The 12,054-nt window shown below is 71.7% G+C and carries 11 protein-coding genes; 7 read left to right on the forward strand and 4 right to left on the reverse strand.

Annotated features, from left to right (window positions below):
- The first annotated feature begins 164 nt into the window (after positions 1 to 164).
- The 6 genes from RZ84_RS19125 (at position 165) to RZ84_RS19150 (ending at position 7,494) form a co-directional block, all read left to right on the forward strand.
- A complete protein-coding gene (locus RZ84_RS19125) occupies positions 165 to 1,130 on the forward strand; it encodes a DUF2797 domain-containing protein (RefSeq protein WP_043270289.1) in 966 nt (321 codons plus the stop codon).
- 601 nt (positions 1,131 to 1,731) lie between these two features.
- A complete protein-coding gene (locus RZ84_RS19130) occupies positions 1,732 to 2,433 on the forward strand; it encodes a response regulator transcription factor (RefSeq protein WP_052230511.1) in 702 nt (233 codons plus the stop codon).
- A gap of 204 nt (positions 2,434 to 2,637) precedes the next feature.
- A complete protein-coding gene (locus RZ84_RS19135) occupies positions 2,638 to 2,910 on the forward strand; it encodes a hypothetical protein (protein WP_052230022.1) in 273 nt (90 codons plus the stop codon).
- Between the two features lie 168 nt (positions 2,911 to 3,078).
- On the forward strand, positions 3,079 to 4,716 hold the full coding sequence (locus RZ84_RS19140) for an MFS transporter (protein WP_043265318.1): 1,638 nt from the start codon (positions 3,079 to 3,081) through the stop codon (positions 4,714 to 4,716).
- Between the two features lie 57 nt (positions 4,717 to 4,773).
- Positions 4,774 to 5,622: a TetR/AcrR family transcriptional regulator gene (locus RZ84_RS19145; protein ID WP_043265319.1), complete on the forward strand. Its 849-nt coding sequence runs from the start codon at positions 4,774 to 4,776 to the stop codon at positions 5,620 to 5,622.
- A gap of 402 nt (positions 5,623 to 6,024) precedes the next feature.
- Positions 6,025 to 7,494 carry a M14 family zinc carboxypeptidase gene (locus tag RZ84_RS19150; RefSeq protein WP_241777764.1) on the forward strand — a complete coding sequence of 490 codons (1,470 nt, stop codon included), beginning with the start codon at positions 6,025 to 6,027 and terminating at the stop codon, positions 7,492 to 7,494.
- Positions 7,495 to 7,724: 230 nt separating this feature from the next.
- Here RZ84_RS19150 and RZ84_RS19155 read toward each other — a convergent pair whose 3' ends face one another.
- Positions 7,725 to 7,910, reverse strand: coding sequence for a hypothetical protein (locus tag RZ84_RS19155; RefSeq protein ID WP_043265320.1), 186 nt, complete (start codon positions 7,908 to 7,910; stop codon positions 7,725 to 7,727).
- 157 nt (positions 7,911 to 8,067) lie between these two features.
- Positions 8,068 to 9,351: a S53 family peptidase gene (locus tag RZ84_RS19160; protein WP_241777765.1), complete on the reverse strand. Its 1,284-nt coding sequence runs from the start codon at positions 9,349 to 9,351 to the stop codon at positions 8,068 to 8,070.
- Positions 9,352 to 9,777: 426 nt separating this feature from the next.
- Here RZ84_RS19160 and RZ84_RS19165 point away from each other — a divergent pair, with 426 nt between their 5' ends.
- A complete protein-coding gene (locus RZ84_RS19165) occupies positions 9,778 to 10,605 on the forward strand; it encodes a TrmB family transcriptional regulator (protein ID WP_043265321.1) in 828 nt (275 codons plus the stop codon).
- 109 nt (positions 10,606 to 10,714) lie between these two features.
- Here the strand turns inward: RZ84_RS19165 and RZ84_RS19170 are convergent, their stop codons facing one another.
- Positions 10,715 to 11,086, reverse strand: a complete 372-nt coding sequence (locus RZ84_RS19170) for a hypothetical protein (RefSeq protein WP_043265322.1) — start codon at positions 11,084 to 11,086, stop codon at positions 10,715 to 10,717.
- Positions 11,087 to 11,360: 274 nt separating this feature from the next.
- On the reverse strand, positions 11,361 to 12,054 hold a 694-nt coding region (locus tag RZ84_RS19175; protein WP_241777766.1), incomplete at its 5' end, for a YceI family protein.

Here is a 12,054-nt window from a genome sequence, read left to right on the forward strand (position 1 = left end):
GGACGTTGTCACCGGACGTTGTCAGTGGGCGGTCGTACGCTGACGGTGTGTGGCGTTGTACGGGACCGCGGTGGTCGGGCAGCGGGCCGGGGGCCGGGCCGGAGGGGCCGTTCGGCCAGCGGCTCGGCTGGTACTGCGCCGAGCGGGGGGAGGAGCGGGAGAGCCTGCTGCCGGCGGGGAAGGAGCTGGCGTTCGCGGCGCTGGGGGTGCGGCGCTGCCTGGGGGTGCGGCGCGGCGGGCGGTGGATCGTGTGCCCGTACGGGGCGGAGATCGACGGGGCGGTGGCGAAGGACCAGTGCGCACGGTGTGCGCGGCTGGACCGGTCGCGTTCGGTGGCGGCGGACACCATGGCGGATGATCCGCGCCCGTACGCCGTCTATCTGGCGTACTTCGGGCCGGGCCTGCTGAAGGTGGGGATCACGGCCGCGGAGCGCGGGGCGGCGCGGCTGGTGGAGCAGGGAGCGGTGGCGTACGCCTGGCTGGGGCGCGGGCCGCTGATGGCGGCGCGCCGCGCGGAGGCGCTGCTGGGGAGCGCGCTGGGGGTGCCCGACCGGTTCGCGAAGGAGGCGAAGCGGATGGCGCGCGGGGCGTTGCCGCCGCTGCCGGAGCGGGCCGGTGAGCTGGCCCAACTGCACCGTGCGGCCCGGAGGTTGGCGGGCTGGCCGGAGACGCTTAAGCCGGTGGAGTTCGCCTGCGGGGACCATACGGAGCTGTTCGGGCTGGAGCGGATACCGGCGGGCGGCGTCGTGGAGCTGGGCGGGCTGACGGCGGGGGCGGAGATCGTGGCGGAAGTGGTGGCCGGTGTGGGGGCGGATGTGTATCTGCGGTTGGCGGGGGAGGCCGGGCCGGAGGGGCGGGGTGCGGGTGACGGCGCCGGGCGGGGCGGCTCGGGGACGGGTGGCTCCGGGGTCGGTGGTGCAGAGGCGGGCGTTTCTGGGGCGGGCGTCTCCGGGATGGGTGGTGCAGGGACGGGTGGGGTGGTTGCGGTGTTGGATGCGCGGTTGCTGGCGGGGTGGGTGCTGGGGGCGGCGCGCGGGTCGGTGACGACGGTGCCGGTGCGGCCGGCGACGAAGGGGGAGATGGGGGAGGGGAGGGGTGAGGGGGAAGCGGGGCAGGAGGGGTTGTTCTGAGGGGAGAGGACTGAGGGGGAGAGGGCTGAGGGGGAGGGGGCTGAGGGGCTTCGGTGTGCGGGCGCTTGCCTGATTTCTGCCAGGAGGCCCGGTCCATCGGGTCGGGGAGGAGCGGGCCCTGGGGCGGGGGCGCGAAGTTGCGGAGCACTCTTCGCGACACGCTCTGACCTGGGATTTCATGATCGGATCGCCCTAATTGTCGGGCGGGTAAGGGGGGTTGGGGATGGCAAGGGCCCGGTATGGGGGGTGGGCGGAGCCCGTATGGGGGCAGGTGCGGGGGCGCGCGTCGGGCTGCGGGCGGGAAATAGCAGGTCAGGGCGATTGTCAGTGGTGGGTGCGATGCTGGGGAAGTGGTGATCGACCTGGGCCGCGCGGGGGGCGGCCCAGGTCCGCCATAGCGGGGTGGCGGTCTGTGCGGCGGTGGGTTCTTGACCTTTGACAGGGAGGATTCTCAGGAGATTCACAGAAACCGGCAAGGGAGCTCTCAGAGGGGCGGGTCAGGCTCCAGGCCATGACACTGACTTCGTCGTCCTCAGCGTCCTACCGTGCGCCGGCCTCCGGCTCGTCCTCCAAGGGGGCGCCCGGGAAGCAGCCGGAGCTGCTGCGCGCGGACGGTAGTCCGGTGCGTGTGCTGGTCGTCGATGACGAGTCCTCGCTCGCGGACCTGTTGTCCCTGGCTCTGCGGTACGAGGGCTGGGACATCCGGTCCGAGGGGGACGGCGCGGGTGCGCTGCGGTGTGCCCGCGGCTGGCGGCCGGACGCGGTGCTGCTCGATGTGATGCTGCCGGACATGGACGGACTGACGGTGCTCGGCCGGCTGCGGCGTGAACTGCCGGACGTACCGGTGCTGTTCCTCACCGCCAAGGACGCGGTCGAGGACCGGATCGCCGGGCTGACGGCGGGCGGCGACGACTATGTCACCAAGCCGTTCAGCCTCGAAGAGGTGGTGGCCAGGCTGCGCGGGCTGCTGCGCCGGGCCGGGGCGACCACCGCCCGCAGCGAGTCGCTGCTGACGGTGGGCGATCTGGTGCTGGACGAGGACAGCCACGAGGTGTGGCGGGACGGGCAGGACATCCATCTGACGGCGACGGAATTCGAGTTGCTGCGCTATCTGATGCGCAATCCGCGGCGGGTGCTGAGCAAGACGCAGATTCTGGACCGAGTGTGGAGCTATGACTTCGGGGGCCAGGCCAACGTCGTCGAGCTGTACATCTCGTACCTGCGGCGGAAGATCGACGCGGGGCGGGAGCCGATGATCCACACCCGGCGGGGTGCGGGCTATCTGATCAAGCCGGCGGGGTAGGCAGCGGGTTGCGCGGCGTGAGCGGTCGGGCGATCACGGGGGGGCTCGGGGGGCTCGGCGGTCCCCGGGGTCTCTGGGACCTCGGCGATCCCGGCGATCCCGGGGATCTCTGGGGCGTCGGAGAGTTCCAGCGTCTCGGGGACTTCCAATGACCCGGAGGCTTCCAACGCCTCGGGGGCTTCCAGGGCATCGTGGACCTCCGGGATGGATGGGGCGGTCGGTGCGGCCGGCGTTACCGGTGCGACCGGGGTGACCGGGGCCGGCGGCGCGCACGGTGCGGCCGGGCCTGCCGGTGCGGTTGGGCCTGCGGGTGCGGCCGGCGGTCCGTCCGGGGCCGGTCGATCCGGCGGCTTCCCCGGCGGTCCGGGCGGCGGCCAGGGCCCCTCGTCCAAGATCAGCGCCTGGATCGAGAAGACCTTCAAGAAGGTCACCGTCGGCGGCGCCACCTTCTACGACCTGACGCAGAAGAAGGCGTAGGGCGGGAGCAAGGAGCAAGGAGCAAGGAGCAGGGAGCAGGGAGCAGGGAGCAGGGAGCAGAGGGGAGGAAGGAAGAAAGGCGTAGGGCCGCGGCCGAAAACAAATGTACGGCGTATAAGGCTCCCTGTACGGTGTAAGGCCACCCCTCGCACCGTACAGGGAGCTCGCATGCCCACCGTGGCCCCCGACGCCACCGCCACCGCACTCCAGCCACCCGGCAGGATCGCCACCCGCTGGCTGATCCTGGCCGTCATCTGCGTCGCCCAGCTCACCGTCGTCCTCGACAACACCGTGCTGAACGTCGCCGTCCCGTCCCTGACCGAAGAACTGGGCGCGACCACCGCCGACGTCCAGTGGATGATCAACGCGTACTCGCTGGTCCAGTCCGGCCTGCTGCTGACCGCCGGCAACTCCGCCGACCGCTACGGCCGCAAGAAGATGCTCGCCACCGGCCTGGTGCTGTTCGGCGCCGCCTCGCTCGGCGCCACCCTCGCCCACACGCCCGGCCAGTTGATCGCGGCCCGCGCCGGTATGGGCATCGGCGGCGCGCTGTTGGTGACCACCACCCTCGCCGTCGTCATGCAGATCTTCGACGACGCGGAGCGCCCCAAGGCCATCGGCATCTGGAGCTCGGTCAACTCGCTGGGCTTCGCCGCCGGTCCGCTGATCGGCGGTTCGCTGCTCGACCACTTCTGGTGGGGCTCGCTCTTCCTGGTCAACCTCCCGGTCGCGGCCATAGCCCTGGCCGCCGTGGTCACCCTCGTCCCCGAGTCCAAGAGCCGCGGCGGCGAGAGCCCGGACCTGCTGGGGGCGCTGCTGTCCATGATCGGCATGGTCGGGGTGGTCTACGCGATCATCTCGGGCCCGGTGACCGGCTGGCTGTCGTCCCGTGTGCTGGTCTCGGCCGCCGTCGGCGTTCTCGGGCTGGCCGTCTTCGCCCTCTGGGAGCTGCGGGTCCCGCATCCGATGCTGGACATGCACTTCTTCCGCAACCGCCGCTTCATCGGCGCCGTCTCCGGCGGCATCCTGGTCGCCTTCGGGATGGGCGGCTCGATGTTCCTGCTCACCCAGCACCTCCAACTGGTGCTCGGTTACGGCCCGTTGGACGCCGGTCTGCGGATGGCGCCGCTCGCGCTCACCGTCGTACTGATCAACTTCACCGGTCTCGGTGCCCGCCTGGCACCCCGCTTCGGCACCCCCGGAATGATCGTCTCCGGGATGACCCTGCTGGCCGCCGGCCTCGCCGCGATCTCCCTCCTGGGCGGCGACAGCTACGGCGGTATGCTCCTCGGCCTGATCGTCATGGGCATCGGCGTCGCGATCGCCATGCCGACGATGGCCAACGCCATCATGTCCGCGATCCCGCCTGCCAAGGCGGGTGTCGGCGCCGGTGTGAACGGCACCCTGATGGAGTTCGGCCAGGGCCTCGGCGTCGCCGTCCTCGGCGCGGTCCTCAACTCCCGCTTCGTCGCGCTGCTCCCGCTGGTCGCCGCGGGCGCGGGCTCCCTCCCGGCGGCCCTGGCCCGTACGCACACGGCCGCCGAGCGCACCGCCGTGCACCACGCCTTCGCGAACGGCATCGGCACCAGCCAACTGTTCGGCGCGGCGGCCGTCTTCCTCGGCGGCCTGGTCGCCGCGGTCCTGCTGCGGCGCGCGGAACGGGACGGAGCGGAGCAGCGGGTTGCGGAGCAGCGGGTTGCGGATCCGCAGGACGCCGATCAGCCGGGCACGGGTCCGCAGGGCGCGGCGCAGCCCGCTCCGGCGGCGCCGGGCGGCCCCGAACCCGCCACGGCACCCGCGGAATAGCATCGACGACACCACCGCACATCGACGGCACCACCGCACGAACCGAGGAGGGGCGCCATGGCAGCAGCGACGGACGGCCGGGCCGGAAAACGGCCGCGCAGCGTCTGGCTGACCGAGCGCCCCCCGCTCAAGCGGAAGGCGGACCAGCCGGCCGGACTCGACCTCGACAAGATCGTCGCGGCGACGGTCCGGCTGCTGGACGCGGAGGGCCTGGCGAAGTTCTCGATGCGCCGCCTCGCCGCCGAACTCGGCGTCACCGCCATGTCCGTCTACTGGTACGTGGACACCAAGGACGATCTCCTCGAACTGGCGGTGGACGCGGTCGCCGGCGAGATGGCGCTCCCCGACGAGTCCGAGGAGGCCGCCGACTGGCGCGACCAGCTCCGCGCCCTCGCCACCGCCTACCGCGATGTGCTGCTGTGCCACCCGTGGGCGGCCCGGCTGCTCGGCGAGTTCATCAACATCGGCCCGCACTCCACGGCCTTCTCCAACGCCACCCTCCGGGTGATGGCGCGCAGCGGCCTGGACCCCGAGCAGACCTCCGGCGCCCTGGCGTCCATCTTCCACTTCGTCTACGGCTTCTCGACCATCCGCGCCCTGCACGAAGCCCGCTGCCGCGCCGCCGGCATCAGCCTCGACGACTACTTCGGCCAGGTCGTCGCCGCCATCTCCGACCGCCCCGAATTCGCCGAGACCATGGAACTCTCCACCCGCGCCGGGTACGCCCAACGCGGCGACAGCGCCCGGGACATGCTCGACCGCGACTTCGGCTTCGCCCTCGACCTCCAGATCGCCGGCATCGACGCCATGAGGGCCGGCGCCGTGCGCACCGACTCCGAGCGGGCGGACACCGTGCAGACCGACACCATGCGGGCGGACCGGGACAAACCCCGTACGGGCGACTGACCGAACGGTCCGCCGGGCAACGGACGGCCGTCCGCTCACGCCGGCCATCTCGCGTGAGCGGACGACCTCCCGGCCCCTGGTGCTACCTCGGCAAGGCCCGCCCGGGCCATCTCGTGTGAGCGGACGCCCTCCCCGCACCGCCGCGCCCCGCCCCCGCTCAACTCCCCTCCTCCCATGGCTGGTTCGCAACCAAGGATGTCCGGGAATTCCCCTTCTCAGCGGGCAGGTGCATGGGCATCATGCCTCCGATTGGCCCAATGGCATCAGCCAAGGCGTCCGGAGTGCCGCATGGTCCGGCGCTCCGGGAGTCGCCGCGGGCGAGGCGGGCGAAGTCCGCGTCGCGTCCGCGTGCCGATGCCCCCCACCCCCCACGGAAGGCCATGTATGCCCCGGAAAACCCTCATGACCACGGCCGCGGCGGCGATGGTCGCGGCGCTCACCGCCCTGTCCCCGCTGTCGCCGTCAGCCCACGCCGGTGTGGCGCACAGGTCCGGTGCGTCCGGTGAGCGCACCGTCGTCGTCTACCGCGTCCCCACGCACGACCGGCGGGACGCGCAGAAGCTGATATCCGCCGGATTCGACCTGATCGAGCGGCGCCAGGGCGACAACCTGTTCGTCATGGGCGACCCGTCGACGGCGGCAGGGCTGCGCCGGCTCGGCTTCGCCCCCACGGCCGTCGAGACGATGCACAAGCCGCTCGCCCACCGGCCGGGCCCGGCCCGCTCGACCGGTGGCACCGGCGACACCTACGACGGCGGCTACCACACCGTGGACGCGCACTACGCCCACCTCGACCAAGTCGCCGGCCAGCACCCGGACATGGCCAAGGTCGTCACCTACGGGCAGTCCTGGCTCAAGCAGAAGGGACGCGGCGGCCGGGATCTCAAGGCCATCTGCATCACCAAGATGAAGCAGGGCGACTGTCAGCTCGATCCCCACTCCGCCAAGCCGCGGTTCTTCCTGATGAGTCAGATCCACGCACGGGAGCTCACCACGGGTGAGGTCTCCTGGCGCTGGATCGACACCCTCACCAAGGAATACGGCAAGGACCACGACATCACCGCGCTGATGGACTCCACCGAGATGTGGGTGGTCCCGATAGCCAACCCGGACGGCGTCGACATCGTCGCCCAGGGCGGCGACAACCCCATCCTCCAGCGCAAGAACGCCGATGACGCCCAGGGCGGCGGGTGCGGCGGGGACGGTCAGAAGGGCGTGGACCTCAACCGCAACGCGGGTACTCACTGGGGCGGTCTGGGCACCTCCAAGGAGCCGTGCAGCGAGATCTACCTCGGCCCCGCCGCCGACTCCGAACCGGAGAACACCGCGCTGGAGGGCCTGTTCCGCAAGCTGTACCCGGCCGTGCGCACGGGCACCGGCGACAGCGACCCGGCGCCGGTCACCGCCAAGGGCCTGATGATCAGCCTGCACAGCGATGCCAGCATGGTCCTGCTCCCCTGGGAGGCCGACCACACCATCCACACCGGCAACGACGCCCCCCTCCGCGCCCTGGCCGGCCGGCTCGGCAAGCTCACCAACTACCAGTCAGGGCAGGCCGGTGAGATCCTCTACGACGCGTCCGGCGGCACCGACGACTGGACGTACGACAAGCTGGGACTGGCCAGCCTCACCATCGAGATAGGCGACAGCGACAACCGCGGCTGCTCCGGGTTCACCCCGGCGTTCTCGTGCCAGGACAGCTACTTCTGGCCGAAGATGAAGCCCGCGCTCATCTACGCGGCGAAGCAGGCCGCGGCGCCGTACAAGACAACGAAGGCTGCGAACGCAACGAAGGCCGCGAACACAACAAGCGCAACAAGCGCAACCAAGGCAGCAAAGGCAGCAAAGGCAGCAAAGGCAACGAGGCGATGAAGCCGAGGGCCGAGCGGCGCTGAGGCGCCGCACCGGTTCAGCCCGGTCCGGGGAGCGCGATCATCGACACCGTGCGCCGTGTTCGCGCTCCTGCCGGATCAAGCCCGGGCGCACCCCGGCGCGCCCCGGCGCGCCCCGGCACGCCCCGGCGGTCGGCGCACGGTCCCTGCCGATCGGCGCACCGTGCCTGCCGGTTGCCCGGCAACAGCCGCTCCGCCGAACCCGGCCGCTCACGCCGCCCCTTCGTGCGGGTGGGCGGCGATCTCCGCGTTGCGGCTGTGGACGGTGCGGGGGTGTCCCGCCCGCCGAGCCGACTCGCGCTGCCGGTGCAGCGCCTGGCAGACATCGCAGCCCTCCCGCGGTACGGGTTCCCGCTGCGCGGTCCCGGTGGCGCCCGGGGCGCATTGCGTAGCCATCCGCGTTCCTCCTCTCGTACGGGCCCGGACGCCCGCCGCCGGCCGATGCGGACAGTGGGCCCGGACCGTCGGGTGCGGGCCGGGCCCACTGGTGGGGGTCGCAGGGCGGCTCATCGGGTGGTTGCCGGGCTGCGACGGTCGGTGAGTCGGCGGGCGGCTACTTCTTGAAGGCCGCGGTGCCGTTCGGGGTGCCGAGGCCGGTCGGGCCGTCGTAGCCCTTGCCCGCGGTGCAGAGGTACGACGGCGAGCAGGTGCCGTTGGCGCCGGACGTGATGTCGTTCAGGGACGAGGCGTGGGAGTACGGGTACGAGGCCGGGGTGTCGCCCGAGCCCGGGGCGCCCGCGAGGGCGTAGACGCCGGCGATGAACGGGGACGACGCGCTGGTGCCGCCGTACACGTTCCAGCCCTTGGACTGGTAGCTGTCGTAGACCGCGAGGCCGGTGGCCGGGTCGGCGACCGCGGCGACGTCCGCGACGGTGCGCTTGTTGCAGCCGGTGTCCTTCTGCCAGGACGGCTTGGCGTCGTACTTGGAGCAGCCGGAGCCGGCGCCGTTGCCGCCCGAGCTGTTGCCCCAGACCGACTCGGTCCAGCCGCGGGCGTTGCTGCCGCCCTTCTTGAGCGAGGTGCCGCCGACCGCGGTGACGTACTGCGACGCCGCCGGGTACTCGACGCCGTAGCCGCTGTCACCGGAGCTGACGGTGATCGCGACGCCCGGGTGCTTGAAGTACTTGGCGTCGGAGGTGGTGTCGGCCGACTCCTCGGCGCCGCCGTAGCTGTTGGAGACGTACTTGGCGCCCATGGTGACCGCGCGGTTCACGGCCGCCCCCAGGTCGTCCATGTTGGCGCTCTTCGCCTCGACCAGAAGGATCTTGCAGGACGGGCAGGCCGCGCTCACCATGTCCACGTCGAGGGATATCTCGCCGGCCCAACCGGCGTCCGGGGCCGGGTAGTTGGTGCCGCCGTTCTGGTCGACCTTCTTGAAGCACCCGTTGGCGGTGGTGCACTCGGGCAGCCCGTACTGCTTGCGGTAGGTGCCCAGGTCCTTCTCGGCGTTGGGGTCGTCGTTCGCGTCGACGATGGCGACGGTCTGGTCCTTGCCGCCCGTCTTGGGCAGGTTGTACGCGCTCTGGAGGTCGGCGGGGCCGAGCCCGGACGGCGCGGCGTTCCGCTTGAGGGACAGCTGCTGCTTGACGTCCGTACGGGCCACCGCGTTGCAGGCCATGTAGCCGGGGTGCGTGGGGTGCGCGCACAGGCGGTGGGTGGGGACGGTGACCGACGCGGTGGGGGTCGCGTGGGTCACGGCCGTCGCCGGCGAGGCGCCGGCCGGGCCGGCGGCGATCAGGCCGCCGACGACGAGGGTCGCCGCGGACAGGAGGGCGGGAACGCCGCGGCGGACCAGCTTGTTCGTGCGGTCGGCTCTGTTCGTTCGCTCGGAACGCAAGGGAATGACCTCCGTGGGGGGAAGGGGGTTACGGCAGCCCGGAGTTCGGGGAACGCCGGACGGGGTGGAGGGCGGCGGACGCCGTAGGGCCGGGCGACGAAGTCGATGTCAAGAACATGTCATGCCGCACCGCATGTCATGCCCCGTCGCTCCGTCCACCTGTCCGTCCGCCGATCCGGTCGCCCGCCCATCCCGTACTGCCGAGGACGAGTCGCACACGTGCTCTCGGTGATCCCGTGACCGCGTGATCGTGGGGGTCGCGTGATCTCGGTGATGCCACCCCGGTCAGTGGTGGCTTCCTAGGAAAGTAGTGAACAGAACGTCAAAGGGCTACCGAAGTACGGCAAAGGCTTTCCATGGTCTGTGAACGGAGGGCCTTCCGGGGGGTCCGTCGGCGGGGGCCGCAGGCATATACCTTGTGCTGTCATGGATTTGGAAGAGGACGCGGTCGGCAACCTCGTCGCGCTCGGTCTGGCCCGGTACGAGGCACGGGTCTATCTCGCGCTGGTCCGGCGCGAGTCGTACACGGCCGCGGAGGTCGCCCGCGAGGCGGACGTGCCGCGCCAGCGGGTCTACGACGTGCTGGACGCGCTGGTCCGGCGCCGGCTGGCGAACGCGCACACCGGGCGGGTGGCGACCTACTCGGCCGTCGCCCCCGAACTGGCCATGACCCGGCTGATGGCCCTGCAACGCGAGTCCCTGGAGCGGCTGGAGCGCGCCTCCGGCGCCCTGGCCGCCACGCTCCAGCCGCTGTGGTCCGACGGCCGCGGGCACACCGACCCGCTCGACTATGTGGAGATCCTGCGCGATCCGGCGGTCATCTCCGAGCGCTTCGCCGACATCCAGCGGCAGGCCCGGCACGAGCTGCTGTCCTTCTGCAAACCGCCGTTCGTCGCCCCCGCGGAGAACGCCGAGGGCATCAAGGCCGCGCGCCGGCTGCACCGGGGCGGCGGCACCGTCCGGGCCATCTACACCTCCGGCGCCCTGGAGGACGCCGGCATGCTCGCGAACGTCCGCAGCTTCGGGGAGGCCGGCGAGGAGGCCCGCTTCACGACGGACCTCCCCCTCAAACTGGTCATCGCCGACGCGTCGGTGGTCCTGTGCGACATGCCCGACCCGGTGGCCGGCGCCGGCTCCACCACCGCCCTGGTCATCGAGCACTCGGCCCTGGCCGCGTGCCTGCGGCTGGCCTTCCTGACGGTCTGGGAGAGCGCGGCCACGGTCCCGGAACCGATCGAGGTCCTGAACTCCTGAGACTTGGGGGATGTCCCGGGCCGGGCGGAAACGGACACGGCGCCGCCGTCCCGCTGCTGCTGGTCGCGTCAGCGGTACGACGGGGCCGCGTCATGGGCGCGCGGGCGGTTTACCGTTCCAGCACGATCGAGTTGATCGGCGTCATGTCCTTGTCGATGTAGTTGTTGGCCGGCAGCCGGCCTTCGCAGCCCTGGCCGTTGGCTCCCGTGCAGGTGCGCATGCCCGCGTTACCGGTCTGATTGTTGTAGATGCGGTGTATGCCGGTCTGGTTGCTGATGTTGTGCGGTCCGAAGCTGTAGTAGACGTCCGACGGGTGGCCGTTGTTCCAGCCCGCGTTCTGCGGGTAGATGCAGACCGCGCCGTCCGGGCATCCCTGCTGCGGGGTTGCCGCCTGGGCACCGGTCGCGGCCACCGTCGTCAGACCTCCGACGGCGAACACGAGCGCCGTGGCGACCCGAGCAACCCTCGTCGTTCCTCGCATGGTTTTTCCCCCTGAGTGTTTCGTTGGCCGTACTCCTGGGCCACCGGTCGCGTGGCGGGCCATCGGCCGAGCGGCGCCAGGTGCGGGCACCCGGCCGGTGACGGACGTGGTGCCGCGCTGCTCTCGCGAGAAGCAGTCTGCCGGGGATGCCGGGGACGCACCATCTTTTCGATCTGGGTCGAAATGTGGGGCCGCGTCGCATTGTTGGGGCCGGATCGCAGGGTGGGGAAGGGGCAGCCGCGCCGCGGGGGAGCGGCGCGGAGCTCCCGCCGGCTCACCCCATGGGCAAGGTCTCCCCCTGGACTGCCTGGATGTCGAGTTCGACCTTGAGGGTGGTGCCGATGGCGGCGATGCCGGCGGCGACGACCTGGTTGTAGTTCATCTTGAAGTCCTCGCGGCGCAGTTCGGCGGTGGCGCGGAACGCGGCACGGACGCCGCCCCACGGGTCGGGGCCGGTGCCGAGGTAGCTGAGGCCGAGGTCCACGGGGCGGACCACGCCGTGCAGGGCGAGGTCGCCGTGGACGGTCCAGCGGTCCGGGCCGGCGGGCTCCAGGCCGGTGCTGCGGTAGGTGATCTCGGGGTAGACGTCGACGTTGAGGAAGTCCTCGTTGCGCAGGTGGCCGTCGCGCATACCGTTGCCGGTGTCGATGGACGCGGCCTTGATCACGGCCTCGACGCGCGACTTCTCGACGTCCTCGGCGATGTCGATCCGGCCGCCGAACTCGGTGAAGCGGCCGTGCACGCTGGAGATGCCCAGGTGCTGGGCGACCGCGGCGACCGTGGAGTGCATGGGGTCGATGGTCCAGGGGCCGGGCGGCGGCAGTTCGGCGCCGCCCTGGCGGGCCAGGACGACGGTGCCGACGTCCATTCGGCCGCTCGCCGTCACGATCGCGCTGGAGGCGACCGGTGCGTAGCCGACGGCCGTCACGATGACCGTGTACGGGCCGGCGGCCAGCGGCTCCCCCCCG

Source organism: Streptomyces sp. CT34 (genome assembly GCF_000805335.1).
Lineage (GTDB): Bacteria > Actinomycetota > Actinomycetes > Streptomycetales > Streptomycetaceae > Streptomyces.

Bases quoted from the DNA above. Each gene is read 5' to 3' on its own strand.
- RZ84_RS19150 (WP_241777764.1), top strand. From the start codon at position 6,025: ATGACCACGGCCGCGGCGGCGATGGTCGCGGCGCTCACCGCCCTGTCC.
- RZ84_RS19145 (WP_043265319.1), top strand. From the start codon at position 4,774: ATGGCAGCAGCGACGGACGGCCGGGCCGGAAAACGGCCGCGCAGCGTC.
- RZ84_RS19135 (WP_052230022.1), top strand. From the start codon at position 2,638: ATGGATGGGGCGGTCGGTGCGGCCGGCGTTACCGGTGCGACCGGGGTG.
- RZ84_RS19140 (WP_043265318.1), top strand. From the start codon at position 3,079: ATGCCCACCGTGGCCCCCGACGCCACCGCCACCGCACTCCAGCCACCC.
- RZ84_RS19155 (WP_043265320.1), bottom strand. From the start codon at position 7,910: ATGGCTACGCAATGCGCCCCGGGCGCCACCGGGACCGCGCAGCGGGAA.
- RZ84_RS19165 (WP_043265321.1), top strand. From the start codon at position 9,778: ATGGATTTGGAAGAGGACGCGGTCGGCAACCTCGTCGCGCTCGGTCTG.
- RZ84_RS19170 (WP_043265322.1), bottom strand. From the start codon at position 11,086: ATGCGAGGAACGACGAGGGTTGCTCGGGTCGCCACGGCGCTCGTGTTC.